This window comes from Pseudodesulfovibrio piezophilus C1TLV30 (assembly GCF_000341895.1).
Taxonomy (GTDB): domain Bacteria; phylum Desulfobacterota; class Desulfovibrionia; order Desulfovibrionales; family Desulfovibrionaceae; genus Pseudodesulfovibrio; species Pseudodesulfovibrio piezophilus.
Genome location: NC_020409.1, coordinates 1599995 through 1617997 on the forward strand (window position 1 = coordinate 1599995; position 18003 = coordinate 1617997).

At 48.9% G+C, this 18003-nt stretch carries 18 protein-coding genes and 2 pseudogenes; 7 read left to right on the forward strand and 13 right to left on the reverse strand.

Annotated elements, in window-relative coordinates:
- Positions 1-258: 258 nt before the first annotated feature.
- The 4 genes and pseudogenes from BN4_RS18340 to BN4_RS07695 all read left to right on the forward strand — a co-directional run.
- Positions 259-474, forward strand: a pseudogene (locus BN4_RS18340) (DUF637 domain-containing protein); the annotation flags it as partial.
- Between the two features lie 105 nt (positions 475-579).
- Positions 580-1596, forward strand: a complete 1017-nt coding sequence (locus BN4_RS17965) for a VENN motif pre-toxin domain-containing protein (protein ID WP_407635868.1) — start codon at positions 580-582, stop codon at positions 1594-1596.
- 5 nt (positions 1597-1601) lie between these two features.
- Complete coding sequence (locus tag BN4_RS07690; protein WP_015414812.1) at positions 1602-1919, forward strand: hypothetical protein; 318 nt, start codon at positions 1602-1604, stop codon at positions 1917-1919.
- 151 nt (positions 1920-2070) lie between these two features.
- Positions 2071-2457: pseudogene (locus BN4_RS07695) on the forward strand (integrase core domain-containing protein); the annotation flags it as partial.
- A 164-nt stretch (positions 2458-2621) separates the two neighbouring features.
- Here BN4_RS07695 and BN4_RS07700 read toward each other — a convergent pair.
- Positions 2622-3416, reverse strand: coding sequence for an Eco57I restriction-modification methylase domain-containing protein (locus BN4_RS07700; RefSeq protein WP_015414814.1), 795 nt, complete (start codon positions 3414-3416; stop codon positions 2622-2624).
- A gap of 638 nt (positions 3417-4054) precedes the next feature.
- Complete coding sequence (locus tag BN4_RS07705) at positions 4055-4246, reverse strand: hypothetical protein (RefSeq protein WP_157871310.1); 192 nt, start codon at positions 4244-4246, stop codon at positions 4055-4057.
- Positions 4247-4750: 504 nt separating this feature from the next.
- On the opposite strand from BN4_RS07705, the gene BN4_RS18130 reads away from it, so the two are divergent.
- Entirely contained in the window at positions 4751-4918 is a 168-nt protein-coding gene (locus BN4_RS18130; RefSeq protein WP_015414818.1) for a hypothetical protein, read from the forward strand.
- A gap of 32 nt (positions 4919-4950) precedes the next feature.
- Positions 4951-5346 carry a DUF2721 domain-containing protein gene (locus BN4_RS07710; protein WP_015414819.1) on the forward strand — a complete coding sequence of 132 codons (396 nt, stop codon included), beginning with the start codon at positions 4951-4953 and terminating at the stop codon, positions 5344-5346.
- Between the two features lie 46 nt (positions 5347-5392).
- On the opposite strand, the gene BN4_RS07715 is transcribed toward BN4_RS07710, so the two are convergent.
- Positions 5393-5899 (reverse strand): hypothetical protein, encoded by a 507-nt coding sequence (locus BN4_RS07715; RefSeq protein ID WP_015414820.1) that lies wholly within the window; start codon positions 5897-5899, stop codon positions 5393-5395.
- A 150-nt stretch (positions 5900-6049) separates the two neighbouring features.
- Complete coding sequence (locus tag BN4_RS07720) at positions 6050-6538, reverse strand: hypothetical protein (RefSeq protein ID WP_015414821.1); 489 nt, start codon at positions 6536-6538, stop codon at positions 6050-6052.
- A gap of 400 nt (positions 6539-6938) precedes the next feature.
- Between BN4_RS07720 and BN4_RS07725 the strand changes: the two genes are divergently transcribed.
- Complete coding sequence (locus tag BN4_RS07725; protein WP_015414822.1) at positions 6939-8219, forward strand: HD-GYP domain-containing protein; 1281 nt, start codon at positions 6939-6941, stop codon at positions 8217-8219.
- Positions 8220-8338: 119 nt separating this feature from the next.
- Here the strand turns inward: BN4_RS07725 and BN4_RS07730 are convergent, their stop codons facing one another.
- The 9 genes from BN4_RS07730 to BN4_RS07770 form a co-directional block, all read right to left on the reverse strand.
- Entirely contained in the window at positions 8339-9163 is an 825-nt protein-coding gene (locus BN4_RS07730; RefSeq protein WP_015414823.1) for a carbohydrate ABC transporter permease, read from the reverse strand.
- Positions 9164-9165: 2 nt separating this feature from the next.
- On the reverse strand, positions 9166-10284 hold the full coding sequence (locus tag BN4_RS07735) for a carbohydrate ABC transporter permease (RefSeq protein ID WP_015414824.1): 1119 nt from the start codon (positions 10282-10284) through the stop codon (positions 9166-9168).
- A gap of 103 nt (positions 10285-10387) precedes the next feature.
- Entirely contained in the window at positions 10388-11644 is a 1257-nt protein-coding gene (locus BN4_RS07740) for an ABC transporter substrate-binding protein (RefSeq protein WP_015414825.1), read from the reverse strand.
- Between the two features lie 78 nt (positions 11645-11722).
- A complete protein-coding gene (locus tag BN4_RS07745) occupies positions 11723-12820 on the reverse strand; it encodes an ABC transporter ATP-binding protein (RefSeq protein WP_015414826.1) in 1098 nt (365 codons plus the stop codon).
- Between the two features lie 30 nt (positions 12821-12850).
- On the reverse strand, positions 12851-13903 hold the full coding sequence (locus BN4_RS07750; RefSeq protein WP_015414827.1) for an aldose epimerase family protein: 1053 nt from the start codon (positions 13901-13903) through the stop codon (positions 12851-12853).
- Positions 13900-14928, reverse strand: a complete 1029-nt coding sequence (locus tag BN4_RS07755) for a LacI family DNA-binding transcriptional regulator (RefSeq protein WP_015414828.1) — start codon at positions 14926-14928, stop codon at positions 13900-13902. Before BN4_RS07755 ends, BN4_RS07750 begins: the two co-directional genes overlap by 4 nt.
- Before the next feature lie 3 nt (positions 14929-14931).
- Complete coding sequence (locus BN4_RS07760) at positions 14932-16230, reverse strand: galactokinase (protein ID WP_015414829.1); 1299 nt, start codon at positions 16228-16230, stop codon at positions 14932-14934.
- Positions 16230-17288, reverse strand: coding sequence for a UDP-glucose--hexose-1-phosphate uridylyltransferase (locus BN4_RS07765; RefSeq protein WP_015414830.1), 1059 nt, complete (start codon positions 17286-17288; stop codon positions 16230-16232). Before BN4_RS07765 ends, BN4_RS07760 begins: the two co-directional genes overlap by 1 nt.
- A 294-nt stretch (positions 17289-17582) precedes the next feature.
- The gene (locus BN4_RS07770) at positions 17583-17996 is read right to left on the reverse strand and encodes a hypothetical protein (protein ID WP_015414831.1); all 414 of its coding nucleotides are present in this window, start codon (positions 17994-17996) and stop codon (positions 17583-17585) included.
- Positions 17997-18003: the final 7 nt, after the last annotated feature.

Consider the following 18003-nt stretch of genomic DNA (forward strand, 5'->3'; position numbering starts at 1 on the left):
ACAGAATGCTTAGAAGCCATGAAAAGGATTCTTAATGAGAAAAAAATGGGAAGAAAAAATATATTGATTTGATCAAAGTGTATGAATTGATGGGAGATAGAGCGAATGCTCTTGATAAAAAAGATATGAATATGCCTTAAAGGGTAGTGGTTATGAAGAGAAGAATTGTGATTAATTTGAAATGATTTGTGCGTTCGTAGCGGCCCGCTTCGGCGGGCCGTTTTTCGTTCTTTGACATAACATACCTCCACCACCTCCGCCACTGTAAACACCGTCATCAACGGCGGCGATTTCGGCGACAATCTGGTGGGGAGCCTGCATAGTTCCGCAGTGGGCGTGCTCGGCAAGCACGCGGCTATGAAGATTGGTGAGGCGTACCATAAAGGCGATCTGAACTATGTGACGCATAAAATCGCCCATGCCGCCCTCGGCGGAGCCATCGCAGCAGGAACTGGCGGCGATGTCGCATCCGGTGTCATTGGCGGGGCTGTGGGTGAGATCACAGGTGAATTTCTTTCCAAAGAAATCGAAGATGCTCTGAGAGCAGGGGATATAGACCCCACCAAAGTTCATCAGTGGATGGATGCCGGTGTCGACGTTTCAAAGCTTGCAGCTGGTCTTGTTGCGGCCGCTGCTGGCGGCGATGTCAACACTGCGGCCGATGTGGCAGATAATGCTGCTAAGAACAATGCCTTCTGGATCGCCATACCAATTCTTTTGGAAGTGGCAGACAAGATCCTCATGGCTGCCGATGCCGTGGAATTTGGCGAAGCCGTCATTACAGGGGATGTCGAAAAACAAAACGAGATCATGCTGGGTTTCCTGATCGGCATGGGTATCGAAACCACTGTCGGCAGCATACTCCCCGGCAGCTATGTCGCGCTCAAGGGAGCCATCAAGGCTGGCAAGCTCGACGTGATCATCGACCTGCTTCCAGACAAAGCAGTCAAGTGGATTATCGAACATTCAGACGATGCCATCGGCGAGCTTCGAAGTACGCTTCATTCAAAATTCCCGGACCTGAAAGCTGATCTGGACAACTTTAATTTCGATGGCCTTAAAAATAGCGACGAGCTGAATAAAATTCTCGCCAAGAAAAAGGGCGATACGGATATTCCGAATTCCGGTGGCAGCTCCTCTGGTGGGAGTTCTTCTGGAGGTTCTCACGGGAATTCTTCTGGTGGAAAGCCGGATGGCTCGACAAGTGGGGCTGTCGATATTGCAACACAGGTTCATGCTGAACATCTTGAAGAAATGAAAAGCTTAGGAGTTAAGTATACTCATGAGGATGTACTTTTCACCCACAAAATGCCTGATGATAAGATTGCATTCCTTGAGAAAGGAAGCTCAAATGGGGGGCTCGCTCATATACTTGAAGAACACAAGCAGGACTTTTGGAGAAAAGGTATTTCTAAAGACGAAATTCCAGATTTCCTTCAACAAGCCCTAGAGAAAAACAACGTGGTTGGCTATCAGGGACAAGGAAGCGGTAGACCTATTTACGAACTTGTTTATAAAGGTAAAAGACAGCGTGTTGCAATAACTGTTGGCAATAACGGTTTTGTCGTTGGCGCTAACCCTAAAGGGCTTAAATAATTAATATGATAAAAAGAATAAGACTTGCATTGGAATATGGTTGCTCGCCTATTTGGATAATTGATGAAGATGGAGATTTGGACACTGTGGCTATTGAGAATATGAATATAAGTGATTCTTTAAAAAAAGATATTACCATTTGGAACGATGTTTACCATGTTACTTTCAATGAGAACTACCCACCGGATTCTGGTTTTTCCTCAAACGAGGCTAATGTGCTATTACAAGAGGCATTCAAGCTAGAAGGGAAAGAATTATTTTTGAGACTTAAAGAAGAATTAAACGGAAGATATATCGTTGAATCAAAATTCGGTATTAAATAGAAATCATGAAGTCTAATCAGGTCACCCCATGATTACAGAAAACGGCCTGCTTTAGTGGGCCTTTTTTTGTTCTTTGATATAGCTCCTCACTATCTACTCCACACCTCAGCCGGGTGAATATCGCCATCAAAGGCGATGATTTGGGAGAAAATCTGGCGAGATGATCCGGGATCTGATGCTCGAATGCGTGGAGAAACGATTCGGCGCGAGCCGTGCGCCGCACAAGGTGCAATGGCTGTCGGACAACGGCTCCTGCTACACGGCAAAGGAGACCGTTGAGTTCGCCGCCTGGCTGGGGCTGGAAAGTTGTTTTACGCCGGTACGCAGCCCGGAGAGCAACGGCATGGCCGAGTCATTTGTGAAAACCTTCAAACGCGATTATGCCTACGTGCATGACCGGCCCGATGCGAGGACGCTCTTCGCTCAATTGGCCGACTGGTTCGAGGATTACAACGAAAGGCATCCCCACAAGGGACTGCGGATGCAATCTCCCCGCGAATTCATCCGCTCATTGGCAACCGCCGAGTGTCCGATTTAGCGAGGGCAACTCCAATACCATCTCTCTCGAAGTGTACACTTATAACGACCAGGAATCCCCTTCAACTCTCCAAACGCTAAATATTCCAACAGCCCTTCAGTAAAACTATCAGCATCTACACCATTTAAGTCCAATAAATAACGAGGCTTCTCGTTCGCTACTAGCTATTCGTGATTTACGTCTGTATATCTAACTGAACCATTCACAAACATGCCTTTTTGAATGACAGGCTTGACATATCCACCTAGATCGTACTGCTCAACAGTACCCTGTGATACAATAAAAAAATTATTCGCCGCAGTTACTATCCCAGCTACAGAAGTGCAGTAAGATGAAATTGGTCTGCAGGCCTCTGTCAATCGTTTAACCAATCCAAGTTCTTCAGAACTAAGGATAAACGATGTCCATTTGGCAGTTTCAGCACCTTCATGTTTAGTTAATTGAACTTCAGCTGAACTAAGCTCCTCAATAGAGTCTACTTCTGTAAAATAAAATCCCTCTTCTGTTGCCTCCTTATGAGCAATCAGAATAACTGTGTCTTGTTCTAAAGTCTCAAAGGCAAGTTTCCTAAATGAGATAATCTCTACGCGATTAAAACTCTGAAGCAGATACGATCTGATTTCTTGAGCGTACTTTACTTGCAACAACTCTGTTGGAATCACGAAGGCCATCACGCCATGAGGGGTCAACAACTGGGCAGCTTTCACAACAAAAGCTGTCCAGATATTTGATATCTCTTTATTGACCAACCCTGCTTCTACATGGATTTTCTTACAAGCAGCAGCCTGATCCGACGCCAAATTCGTCTTACTTATGTAAGGGGGATTCCCGAGGATGATATCGTATGAGTGGGGAGCATCCCATGCGAGAAAATCTTCATTAAAAAGCTTAGAAGATGGCATGCTCTGATGCGCAATGGAAAGGGCATCGCAATCAATCTCAACCCCATCGACTGCCAATTAATTACGGCTCTTCAAACCCGCTAGTGCTCGAAAAAAGACACCGTCGCCGCAACTAGGCTCAAGCACTCGAACTTGATCACCTGGGAATGTCAGGCCCACCACCCTTTGCGATATCCACCTGGCGAGACTTGCTGGAGTATAGTATTTTCCGCTTTTCTTATTTGTCATCACATATCAACCTATTACAGCAAAAAAAGTGGAGTGTAACACCAAACTGTTCACAAAGGTTCTGTTTTGAAGTAGCAAGTCGCCCCATTCAAGTCTAGGACTCAGAAATACCTGAACTAATACACAACTTATTGCATCGAGACGATATTACTAAGGCAACCTTAAGACGAACCTGTTAACGACTTTATTATTTCGATTTTATCATTTGTTTGCACCCTCCTGAGGGAGTATTAACAACTAAGATGCTAATTCATCTTCTTTTTAATGGGCGGATTCAGAGTTTTTGGGGCAATGCTGTAAACAACTTTATTGTTCGCCCACATTTTTTGTGGGTGAGTAATAAAGTTTTTAAGTGAGTAATAAAAGTTCTTTAGCAAGTAATAAAGTTGAGAACTGAAACCGCTTCTGGTATTCTTGAAAATAGAAATAATCAGGAGCGGTTTTATCTCTCTGTAGACAATCGTTTTTTATTGTAAATGCGGTTTTACCTTATCTGAAGCCATCCCCACAGCGATATCCAATGCCTCTGCTGAAGTGGTGCGTTCAATTCCAAACCAATCCCCTGCAGGCGTTGTGGCGTTTTTCAATATTTCAAGGACACTGCCCCCAAAACGGACCGCAAGAGTATTCTGTGGCCAATTTGCATACATCTTCTTCAAGCCACTCTTTGCCGCGTCCACCAAAACCAGAATGCTATAATGAGATTAGACTTTGCCATTTGGTAGATGTTCTCTCCCCGTGCCCACATGCATTACTTGTGCATTATCACAAGAGAGATCGACCTCGCACGCCTGAGGCAAGCTTACGTCTGGAAGCAGGCAAACAAAGACTAGAGCCAAAATCACACGTATTTTATTCATCCCACTCCCCATATGTGATCATTTAGTTAATCATCGCATTATCAGAACCTACCGCTGTCAAACATATAACCTAGCCGACTGGGAGGGGCTTTGGTAGTCAGCATCACCGAATTGAGAGTTAAGAGCATGCATGCAACCTGCTGGGAACGCTCTTGATGGCTAAGCAAAGAGGCTCCGGAAGCTCATCCACCAGAAATGCTAAAGAATATTTCACCCAGTCTTCCATAGGCAAAGCCTCCATGACAACCTGCTTACGAACCCTCCAGACAAGAAAGTTTTCAGCTGGATATTCAGACTGATATAGTGACACATTTCAGAAATTGCCGATTGACCTCAGTGAGTGTTCAACTCTATTCTTTGGCTGGGCAACGTGAGATCTACAAACGCACGGTCAAGAGTGATCTGGACACTGACGACCATGTTCCTGTCGCTCGTCCGACCATTGAAGTTTTCACCGCCCCACCGAGATGAACCCAGGCAAGTCCCCATACAAGGAATAGGCTATGCAAATTTCCGTCACCACACCAGCGCTTCTCTTCCCGGCGATCTCACTTTTCATGCTCGCCTTTACAAACCGTTTTCTCTCACTGGGAGGACGCATCAGAGCCTTGCATGATCAGTACAGGATCGAACCGGATGAATCCATCCGAAAGCAGATCGAAAACCTGCGAATCCGCGTTCACATGATACGCCGAATGCAGGGATTTGGTGTCATGTCCATGCTGAGCTGCATATTTTCCATGGTTTGCCTTTTCCAGACATGGGAATTGGAAGGCGAAATATTATTCGGCATCAGCCTGATCTTTCTCATTCTGTCCCTGGGTATTTCCTTTATGGAAATACGGATATCAGTCAACGCACTCGAAATATTGCTGGAAGATATGGAGCGAGAAGAATAGAGCTTCGCAATCAACGGGAAAACTCAAAGGCAATCACTTTTGAGGCTCAAATATATAGACGCTTGAAGCTGGCCCCTTTCTCTGGCAAATCTCTATAGTGAAGATATTCAGCCGCAGCTTTTTTCATCGATCGAATCATGAGTGGCACCAATCCTGCCCGAGTGACTTTGCGAGTCCAGAAACGCACTTCGCATGTCTCATCAGTCTTAAAAACCATTGTCAGTTCCAGCCCAGTGCCCCGCTCCACCACCACGGGTGCGAACTGATCCTGCATGTTCACGGTCACATCCATGGCCGGGAATATATCCTGATTCTTGATGGCCATGAAATTGATATTTCTCATCTCTTTTGGTGAAAGCCTGAGCGCTTTCACACTCACAGCACCCTTCACCGAAACACTTTCAATGATCTGCGTATCATATGTTGGTTGAGAGGAAGGAAAGGTCAGCCCCACCAGATTGGTCTGAAAGGCAACAACGGCAGCAACTGCAATCAGCAACATGACTGCGATTACGAGTGTCCGCTTCGTATTATTTGTCTGCTTTTTCGCCAAAGTGCTCTGCTCCCATGCCACATCCTCACATCAGAAATGAGGAAACAACTAACTCTGACAATCACAGTCTACCAGAACAAACCTGCTCATAAAAAAAGGGTCCGAGCTTTTACTCAGACCCTATATTGGCTGACTCAATTTATCAACCGACTATATATAGAGACATTTAAAACTTTGTTGCACATCAGGATACTTTTTGAACTGCTCAAATTCCTTGGCGGCCTTGTCCATATATAGGACCATTTGCGGCACCAGATCGCTCCTTGGAACCTTTCGACTCCAAGAACGAACCTCACAGTTTCCATCCGTCTCCAGGACCATGGCCATGACAAGGACCGACTTCCCATCAAGTTGCCCACTTCCTGACTTTCTATCGAGGAAGACGGCAACTTGTGTAAAAGTATTTCTATGCGATTTGACAGTCCTGTTGATCTTCTTGACTTCATTTTCTGTCAGTCCAAGTTCGGAGACCTTGATCGTGCCCTTAACCGCAACCACCCCTGTCAGGGTGTCACTCATGGCGCTGCGCGCCCCCCAAAGCCCTGCCTTAAATGCAACCAGTCCTGCCATACATAAAAAGAGCGCAACAATGGCTATTACCTTATAGCCAGTCCTGGGAACAGCTTTTTCAACAACCATCTTCCACATCTCCCGAAGGGCTAAGAATATCAGTAAAAAATTAAGGATGTCTCTATAGAGATTCAGAGGTAAATCATTTGTGGCGACTTGGCAACGCCACCTTTGGGCGAATTTTAAGCCCACCATTTTTAACCATTCACAATACAAAGAAAAATTTTACAGAATACAATACTTTATATTTTTTTACAAGTATCAACTCCATTATCATAATTTGATACTTACAGAGACTCTCTCACCTCTCCTCAATATTCCCTGTGTTTCTCTATACAAAACAAAGAGCGATTCAAGCCTCAGCTATGTGTTTTATTCTTCTCGAATCATGCAAGTTTCACAGCTGGATTCTTCCCGTTTTTACTCTGTATTGAGTGTTATGCAACAATGTTGTAGGAGATGTCGGTATATGGTGAAAACAGATATGCCGGAATATAGGGTTTCAGTGGACCAATTGCGAATCGGTGTCTTCATCCGCTTGGACAAGACCAGTTGGTTTGATCACCCGTTTCTCTTCAACCAATTCAAGGTTAAAGATGAAGATCAGATAGCACTGCTCCGAAACCTTGGAATGACCCAAGTCTTTTGTATTCCGGAAAAGAGTGACATTCTCCCATTACGCCCTGCTGAAGGAGACAAGGATAAGACTGTCGCAAGACGGCAACTTCCCCAGGAAATCATTGATCACTTATGGGAGATCAAGAGAGAGCGGACCCGGCGTTTACGCGCTAAAAAACAGCGTATAGCCGAGTGCGAAGAACACTTTACCACTTGCATCAAAACTTTTGACAACATCATGACCGGAGTGCTTGGTGGCAATGTGCATTCCATCAAAGAAGCCATCGCTTTTGTTGAACGACTCTCTACCTATTTCCTGGAAGATCGGGAGTCCACACTCCACCTCATGAATGTGGTTGATCATGCCGAGGCAGCTTATTCTCACCCCATGAACGTGGCAGTCCTGTCACTCATGGTTGGCAAGGAAGCTGGCTTTGATGCCGAAGAAATGATGGCGCTTGGCTTGGGGGCACTTTTTCATGACATTGGCAAGGCGCATATTCCGAAAAAGCTTCTCCGAAAAAAAGGGATATTAACCAAATCGGAAAAGAAACTCATTGAGCAACATGCCCTCGCCGGTGCAGCCATGTTGACCGAAATAGATATTTTCCCCTCAGAAGTTCCACTGATTGTCGCTCATCACCATGAGCGCATGGATGGCTCTGGTTCACCTGCCCGACTGATGGGAGAGGCTATCAACAGGATGAGCCGCATTGTCGCCATAGCAGATGCCTATGACAACCATACCAACGCTCATATCCCGGATGATTCCCTCACACCATATCTCGCCCTGTCATATATGTTCGGCCAGCAAAAACAACTTTTCGATGTCGAGATACTCGCTCTCTTTATTCGCTGTCTTGGGGTCTACCCCCCCGGAACAGTTGTCGAATTATCAAACGGATCCATCGGGATGGTGATGTCGGTCAATCCCAAAAATCAGCTCAACCCCAGCGTGGTCCTTTACGATGAAGAAGTACCCAAAAAGGAAGCATTGATCGTGGATCTCGCCGATGAAGCCGACCTGCGAGTGGAAAAATCCATCAGGCTCGCGCACCTTCCACAGGAAGTTCTGGACTACCTGTCACCCAGGACAAAGATAACCTACTTTGTCGATCCAAGCGGTATCTAAACTTTTCTGCGGCAACAGTTCCTGAAAAGGTATTTCCCAACGCACAATTCAAAGCACATGACGCGCATCAATCCTTCTGCGCACACTCCTCAATGCCACTCTGCGCAGAGAATCCCTTTCTATTCCTTGACTGATCCTGCAAGCAATCCGCGTATAAAATATCTTCCAAGGAAGATGTAAATACACAGGACCGGAACAGCGGCCATAATCGACCCTGCCATGGGGAGATTCCAACTCACAGCCTGTCCCCCGGCCAGCTGAGCCAGCCCGACCGTGATCGGATTATCAGCATGACGGGTCAAACAGATACCCCAAAGGAATTCATTCCAGATTTGTGTAAACTGCCACAGCGATGTGACGACAAAACCGGGAATCGAAAGAGGAAAGACGATCCGTGTATAGATGGAAAAGAATCCGGCCCCGTCAAGACGCCCGGATTCGATGAGCGCAGTCGGAATCTGCGAATAGAAATTACGAAAGATCAATGATGTGATCGGCAGTCCATACACGATATGTGCCAGAATCAACCCCGGCAACCCGCCATACAGATTCATAGCGCGCAGGGTCTGAAACAACGGGATCAGGATGACCTGATATGGAATAAACATGCCGAAAAGGAACAGGGTAAAAACGATTTCACTTCCCTTGAATTTCCACTTGGAAAAGACATATCCATTCAGAGAACCGAGTAGAGTGGACCCGGCCGTGGCACAGATAGTGAGAATGACTGAATTGACAAAACTCGGTTTGAGCAACGAAATCGCCTGGGAAAAACTTCCCCAATTGAGCACAGACGGAAGCTCCCAGGCCGTTGGAAGATTGATCTCTGCCGGCATTTTGAGTGCTGTCACCAAGGCCATATAGGCTGGCATGAGAAAAAGAAGGGCGAGAACAGCGAGAGTTCCGTACAGTAAAAAGGAACCGGGAGTCATGGCACGTTTCATGGTTAGCCTCTCCTTCTATGACGATATTGGCTGACCAGGTACGGCACTATGAAGGTGGCTGCCACCAGAAAAAGAACGATAGCTATGGCGGCACCTGCGGCAAAGTCGTTGGCCCTGAAGGTTGTCAAATACATATTGAGCGCGGGATGACCTGTCTCCGCGTTATCCGGGCCAGTCATGGCAAAGATCAAATCAAACATTTTCAGCGAGATATGTGACAGAATAATAACCGCACTGATAGTAATCGGTTTGAGCATCGGAATGGCGACATGGCAGTAATAACCAACTTCACTTGCGCCATCGAGCATGGCCGCATCCCGTAAATCTTGAGAAATTCCGTTGAACCCAGCTAGGTAGAGTGCCATGGTGTACCCGGAATACTGCCATATGGTCGCCATGATAATACCAAGTGTCGCCATATTGAACCCGTGAGTCTCTTCCATGAAGAGAGCGTCGGGCAAAAAATCGCCCAAAAGCCACGTTGCGGCACCTAGGGCAATCCCTGGAACGAGCCACCGTTTGATCGCACGGCTCGTATTTCCCTTGAGCTTGTACAGACCCACAAGAATAAGAACAAATGTGAGCAGAAAAAGAAGAATCGCAAAGAGATTCTGCCAATTGAATTCCAGGATGGCCCCAGTGCTTGACAACCAGTCAAAGGAAAGAGGGTCCAGTCCCAGATAGGTGGGAAGGATATTGACACCCCCCTGAGGAGCGAGAAGCCATCTCCAAATGGTTCCCGAGACAATGAATGACAATGCCATGGGGTAAAGAAAAATGGTGCGCAGGATATCTTCGCCCTTGGGCTTCTGATCAAGGAGAATGGCAATGAACATTCCAAGACCTATGGCTCCGACCAAAAGCATCACTGAATAATAGACGGCATTGACCAGATCCTGCCGAAAACCGCTTCCCAGAAAGCCTGTAAACAGCTCAATATAATTATCTAAACCAACAAAATTTTTCTGTGGATGAAAAGCAAGTGACCCGGAGCCACCCCAATCCGTCATGGATGTCCAGATGGTATCGCCAATGAAGCCGTAAACAAAAACGGCTATGAGGATCATGGATGGCAACAATGTCAAAAAGGCTTTGTATTTATCTCGTGATGCTTCGCGCATTCTCTAACCTAACGCTGCCGCTGCACTAGTCGCGACAACTCTCCATTCGTTTATGCTGTCCGCACCGGAAACGCATGATTCCCGATGCGGACAACGTGTTGTTTTAGATGCCGGACTTCTTGGCCAATTGAGCGCACGCCTTGCCAGCCGCCATGGGATTCCTAGTTTTCAGGAACATTTCCATGACAGAGGCGAAACCGCCCATGAATGTCTCATTGGCGGCAACGCCATGAGCCAAGGAACCAACCACACGATCCTTGCCAAAATCAGCAGCCGCAGATTGAAGATAGTCATTATACTTGCTCAAATCGGAATCCGTACGAGCAGAGATAGACCCCTTGAGCGGATTGAATGTGTCGCTGCCTTCCTTGGAACCAAGCAATTTCAACCATGTGAGAGCATTGTCCCTGTGAGGAGAGCCCTTTGGCAACCCGAAGGAATCCGCCAGGAACAGGAATTCGCCCTCGGTATCGGGAGAGGCTTCCCAACCGTACCCTTGACCCGGTACCAACTTTTTAGTGGTCGTCATGTAACCGGCGGCCCAGTCTCCCATGATGTTAAAGGCAGCACGCCCGTCAATAACCATGTCGGTCGCCTGTTGCCAGGAGAGAGAGGTCGCGTCGGAGTTAGTATATTCAAGCACCTTGCCGAACAATTCCCAAGCTTTGACTCCCTCAGGAGAATCAAACTTCAGCTTTCCGGCCCACAGAGCATCCCAGTTGTCCGCACCCAAGGAAGCCAGGGCAACGGATTCCCACAGATGATTGGCAGTCCAGTTCTGGGCCAGAGCCAGCGGGGTGACTCCTGCCGCCTTGAGTTTGGGAGCGATGGCGAAAAATTCATCCCATGTTTTGGGAACTTCCACACCCCATTTCTTGAGATTGGCGGGAATGTACCACAGCACATTGGAACGGTGAACATTGACCGGCACAGACCAGATGCCCTTATCGGTTCCGATAAGCTTGATCAGCCCTTTGGGAAAAACATCCATCCATCCCTGCTCATTGAACAACGGAGTCAGGTCTTCCATACGATCAGCCTTGACCCAGGTACCGATCAGTTCCTGACCGGAGTGGACCTGAAAGGAATCCGGCGGCTCACCACCCAGCATCCGAGTTTTCAGAACAGCCTTGGCATTGACACCTGACCCACCGGTCACGGTGGCATTGATCACATCCACCTTGGGATTCTGTTTCTTGTAAATATCGATCAGGGCCTGCAAGGCTGGACCTTCATCCCCTGCCCACCAGGAAAAAATCTCCAGATCGCCAGTCAACTCCTTGGCCTGCACGGCCTGGGGGGCTGCCAACACAAGGACGGCAACCAGAGCCATGAGAATCTTCGCAACGGTCGTTTTCATACTACCTCCTAAGTATTGTGAAACACACCTACAGCCAATCAAAACAATATTAAAATAACCACTTACCATGGCACAAAATCAAGTGAGCGCATTGGTTGTCTCAGGGTCAAAGAGAACCATTCTGTTAAACTCAAAACCGATGGGAACTATCTCACCAGGATGGGCGACAATCCTTCCCTCCACTTCGGCAATCAATTCATTGTCGCCATCGACCACGATTTCCAAATGAGACTGCCCACCGAGAATTTCTGAAACAACAACTTCCCCCTGGCACAGCCATTCCTTGGGTAGCTTGTCAATATTATCACCCATTTTGATGGAATCCGGCCGAATACCGATCAGCACCGGGTCACCATGTTTCAAGGATTCGGCCTTACCGTCCACCAAAGGAAAAGTTGATTTCCCGGCGACCACGCAACGTCGACCATCGATCACTTCATAAATCCCCTTGAGAATATTCATGGGAGGATTGCCTATAAAACTGGCAACAAAGACATTGGCTGGTTTTTCAAAGACATCAATGGGCGTGCCCACCTGCTGGATATGCCCATCCTTGAGAATCACGATACGATCTGCCAGGGTCATCGCTTCTATCTGGTCATGCGTCACGTAGATGGTCGTCGTGGACACCCTGAGATGCATCTTCCGCAATTCCATCCGCATCTGGGTGCGGAGCTGGGCATCCAGATTGGACAACGGCTCGTCAAAAAGGAAAACATCCGGCTTGCGAACCATGGCACGTCCCATGGCAACTCTTTGACGCTGCCCACCAGAGAGTTCTGAAGGCTTTCTATCCAGATATTTTTCCAGTTCAAGAATACGGGCAGCCTCGTTGACCTTGGCTTGAATGTCATCCTTGGACCGCTTGCGCATTTTCAGGGAGAACCCCATATTTTCACGAACAGTCATGTGCGGATACAGTGCATAGTTCTGAAAGACCATGGCAACGTTGCGATCTTTCGGCGACATTTGATTGACCACCTGATCGCCAATGTGGATTTCTCCGCCGCTGATTTCCTCCAGTCCGGCCACCATGCGCAGCACAGTGGACTTACCACACCCGGAGGGGCCAACCAGCACAATGAACTCATTGTCTTTGATCTCCAGGTCTATACCGTGAACAACCTCCACATTGCCGTATCGCTTGACGACTTTCTTCAACTCGACATGTGCCATTTTCGTCCCTTGATCTCGTTACTCCCGCTCTCATTTTCCAGAGAGACGGTACTCTGTTATCTGTTCATACCGCTCACCAGGGCGCAGTGTGATAGCCGGGAATTCCGGCCTGTTGGGCGCATCGACATAGGCCTGAGTCTCAATGCAGAAACCGGATCTATAGCCGTACATGACCCCCAGCTTTCCATTGATACGGTCAGCCATATGATTACCTGAATAAAATTGCAGTCCGGGCTGGGTTGTGCAGACTTCCAGCACACGCCCGCTCCCGCCGTGAAAAATTTGTGCCGCCGGAGTCATCTCTCCAATATCCCCATCAAGAATGAAATAATGATCATATCCCTGCCCGATACCAATGGCCTCATGATCTGCATCAATATGCAGCCCGATGGCCTTTGGCCGGGAAAAATCAAAAGGGGTGCCAGCCACGTCATGCACTGCACCGGTAGGAATCTGATCATTGTCCGTCGGCAGATAACGGCTGGCGTTCAGCGTCAGAACATGGTCAAGAATATCACTTCCCGGATCACCACTCAAATTGAAGTAAGCGTGATTTGTCATGGTAACAACTGTCGGTTTATCCGTCCTGGCACGGCACGTCATGCGCAGCCCCGCTCCCGTCATGAGATAGACGACTTCAGCATCAAGATTGCCGGGATACCCCTCTTCACCATCTGCGCTTCTGTAACGCAAAGTCACGGCCGGACCTTCCATGGTTTTTTCGGCTTCCGCTTCCCACAGACGAGAATGAAAACCGGTTGCACCACCGTGCATTTGAAATTTTTCCTTGTTCCGCGGCAATTTATGGAGAACACCATCAAGCTCAAATTGTCCGTGACTGACTCGATTGGCAACACGACCGACCACAGCGCCAAAATACCCTCGGCCGTTGATATATTCATCAACAGTATCGTACCCGAGGACCACGTCAGCCATGGTCCCATTTCGGTCCGGGGCTGTCAGGCCGACCAGAATGGCTCCATAGGAAGTTATGGATGCTGTCATCCCCTGCGCGTTAGTCAAGGTGAACAGGTCAACAGTCCTGCCGTCCGGCATGGAACCCCATGAATTTCTGGTGATCATTGTCTTCTCTCCCTTGCTATGGATGAACCTCGAATCAAGAGCTTAGTCTCAAGAACCACGGTTTCGGGCAGGAAGGTACCATTTTCTTCGTCAAATTGCCTCATTAAAAGTTGCGCGGCTGTCTTTCCCATGCAGAAAGCGGGCTGATACACCGTGGTCAGGGCGGGTTCAAGAAGAGCAGCAACCGGAGTATCGGAAAATCCAACAAGGGCAACATCTTCGGGTATGCACAGCCCAGCCCGCCTGAATTCGGAAAACAGGCCCACGGCTACAGGGTCGTTGATGGCCAAAATGGCTTCGGGCGGACGTTCCATGGCAAGGTACTGTTTTGCCCCTTGCCGACCGTCTTCCTCCCTGTATCCACCGTGCAGGTGATACGCCGGGACATACTCCAATCCATAGGCATGTAGGGCGTCTCGATAGCCCTTATAGCGCAAGCCATTCAGGCTAATGCCATCCTGCCCCGCCATATGACCGATACGACGGTATCCCGAGGAGGCCAGATGAGCCACGGCCTCGTAGGCTGCCTTGTAGTCATCAACGACCACTTTCCCGGTTGGCAACTCCTCGACCACGCGATCGAACTGGACGAGAGGAACTCCCTGTCTGAGCACATCAGCCAGATGGTCATAACAAGTTGTCTCGGATGAAATGGCGATCAGCAGTCCTGCCACTCGATTGGAAATCAACGCCTGAGTATTGATCCTTTCCCGAGCCAAGGTTTCATTACTCTGACAGACCATGATGGTATAGCCGTGCTCATAGGCGACTTCTTCAATCCCGCTGATGGCTGTGGAAAAAAAATGGTGGCGGATTTCAGGAACAATGACACCGATGGTACTGCTCCTTTTTTTCTGGAGGGACTGAGCCAGCTGATTGGGCTGATAATTGAATTTTCTGGCAGCTTCTTCCACCCGCTTTTTCATGCTTTCGCTGATATCCGGATGATCCCGTAATGCCCGAGAGACAGTGGAGGGAGAAACTCCGACATAACGGGCAAGATCTTTGATGGTATATTGCGCCACGGCTTACTCTCGCCCCTTTGGACACCGGATCACGGAATGTCCGGGCTTGCGAATACGAAGCGGCACCACGGAACCGGGGCCAAAGACCGATTCCATGAACTCGGTATATGCTGCAAAGACATGGAGGGGAACATAGGTTTGAATACTCCCGGCAAAGCCACCTCCTTGGATGCGGCAAGCGCCCTCACCCCCAAGAAAGCGTTCCGTCAGGGTGAGGGCAAGGGGCACCCCCTGCTCATCGGGCTTGATGGTGCTGCTACAGTTCTGCAACAGCCGCCAGGAAGAGTCCCCCGAATCCCTGACAAGCTCGAGAAAAGTTTCCATATCAGCCTGTCGCAAGACTTCAGCCTGACTTATGGCACGCTCATTTTCCTCGACGAAATGAATCAGACGCAGGATTGCACGATCCCCGGCCATACAGCGGATATCCGCCGCGGCACTCATGATCTGCCCCATGGTTAAACCCCGTGCATATTCCTGTCCGAGCGCACGGGCGGCCTGTGTCATTTCACGAGGAATTGCGGCATACTCCGGGGTCAGGTCCGCATGACTCCCCCCGGTATCAACGACAGCCAACTGATAGGCTGTCCGCTGAAAATCACACGCGACATCAGTAACAACCGGCTTTTCCTGATCGAGAAAATCGATACTGAGGACACCTTCAACTGCGCAGGACAGTTGGTCCATAAGCCCACATGGTTTGTCAAAATGAACATTTTCCGCCCTACGTCCGATACGGGCAAGCGTGACATCATCCACTGAACCGGCGTTATAAAGCTGATTGAAAATCCTCCCCACACAGACTTCAAAGGCAGCAGAAGAACTCAACCCGGTTCCCATGGGGATATTGCCAGTGACACACGCGTCAAATCCTCCGACGGCAAGCCCAGCCCGGACAAAGCCGTCAGCCACGCCCCGGACCAAGGCTGTCGGGTCTCCCACTTCGGAAGGATGAAAGGAGAGGTCGCCAAGATCAACTTCAATGGTTTCGGAAAAGCCTTCGGACTTGATACGGACCCTATTCCCGTCCGAAGGGAGAGCAACCGCCAAACAGTCAAAACTGACCGCAGCGGCAAGTACAACACCATGATTATGGTCTGTATGGTTTCCACCCAATTCGGTCCTGCCCGGAACACTGACCAGACAGACGGCGCGCTCCTTCGACCACGGCATCATCCGGGTCAACAGATGCTGCCACCGTTCATGTTGCTGAAGCAGGGCATCTTCCCCATACAAGGCCAACAAGACATCATCCAAATCGCCACGGCACAGGGCCGCCTTGTACTCTTGGACTGTCGCCATTAATCATTCTCCAGAGAATCACGGTAATGAACCTCTGACAGTTCACGAAGGCGCAATGCAGCTGATTCAGCTGTCAGATCTCGCTGGGGCATGGCCATCATTTCAAACCCGACCATGAATTTTTTTACAGATTGGGAACGAAGTAGCGGCGGATAAAAATGCAGATGAAAATGCCAGTGGGGATGGTCTTTCCCATCCACCGGCTGCTGGTGTATTCCCATGGAATAGGGAAATGAGGTCTGAAAAAGATTGTCATACCGGATGCCGATACGGACCAGAGCGTCTGCAAGATCCTTGCGCTGGGCTTCGTTCATCTGGGCAATGAATGCCATATGGACTTTGGGCAGGACCATGGTCTCAAAAGGCCACACTGCCCAAAAAGGAACAATGACAGCAAAGGATTCATTCTCGAAGACGATCCGTTCGCCACGTGCCTGTTCCTGCCGAAGATAACGACACAGAAGACACTCTCCTGTGTCTTCAAGATGAATCTTTTGGCGTTCCTCTTCCATGGCAGGATACATGGGCACACTCCCGGTCGCCCATATCTGCCCATGAGGGTGCGGATTCGAGCACCCCATGACCGCTCCCCGATTCTCGAATATCTGAACATAACCGATCTCAGGACGATTCCCCAAGACTTTGTATTCCCGACACCAAACATCCACGACCTCGGATACTGCTTCAACACCAAGGCGGGCCATATTGAGATCATGGCGCGGGGAATAACAGATTACACGACAGACACCTGGCTCCGGCTCAGCCACCAGCAATCCATCCGGCTCAAAAAACGATGCCCCAGCAGGGGAATCATCAGGATATAAAGCTGCAAAATCATTCGTAAAAACAAAGACATCACGATATTCTGGATTAACGCTTCCCCTGGCGCGCTCATTACCGGGGCACAGGTAACACGTCGGATCGTGTGCAGGCAAAGTTCCTCTGTCCGGCTTTTCCTGCTGACCCTGCCACGGCCGTTTGGTCCGATGGGGTGACACAAGAACCCATTCTCCGGTCAGTTGATTCAAACGCCTATGCGGCTGTTCGTCAAATTTCATGTTTCCCCTGCGATACAAACCGTACAAACCGTACACCCCGAACGGCCTCGATATTTCGACCCCGTAAGCCTCGCCCAATGGGTGCAGACAAGACCGCAAACGTTTGCGACACCCACCCGCAACACAATCATACGGCCGGGTTTCTGTCAAGAACCGGGGCTGAAAACAAGGACTAATCACTCTCAGAGAATTCTATAACAGGCTTAAAATGAAAGGATTCATTCACGCCCTAAAGAGAGGACAAAAATGTAAAACCGCTCCCGAGTTGCATCGAGAGCGGTGCAAAAGGACGGGTTATTCCGCAGGGACCTGTGACAGAATTTGTCCGACAGTCGCCGCTGCGAGGATGGAGAAACAAAGACGTGCGTCGGTTTCACCGAAACGAACATCCATGTAAATGGTTTCTTCATGTTGATAACTTTCAGCCGCAGCCCAAGTGATCAAGGGCAATTCAGTTGTCTCGTTCAAATCGAACTCGACCGGGATCATGCCTTCTTTCTCCGGTCCCATGGCAGCCTGGCTCATATTGGCGAGACCTTCAGCCATGGAGGTACACACATCAAGGCTGACCGGAAGATACAGTTGCCCGAACTCAAGCAGGCAGACGTCATGATCCTCAAGCAGCATGGCCTGTGGCGGTTCAGCCAACACCTGAAAAAGATACGGCCCCTTATCTCCGAACTCAATTCTCTGACCTTCTTCGGACATCTTGCCT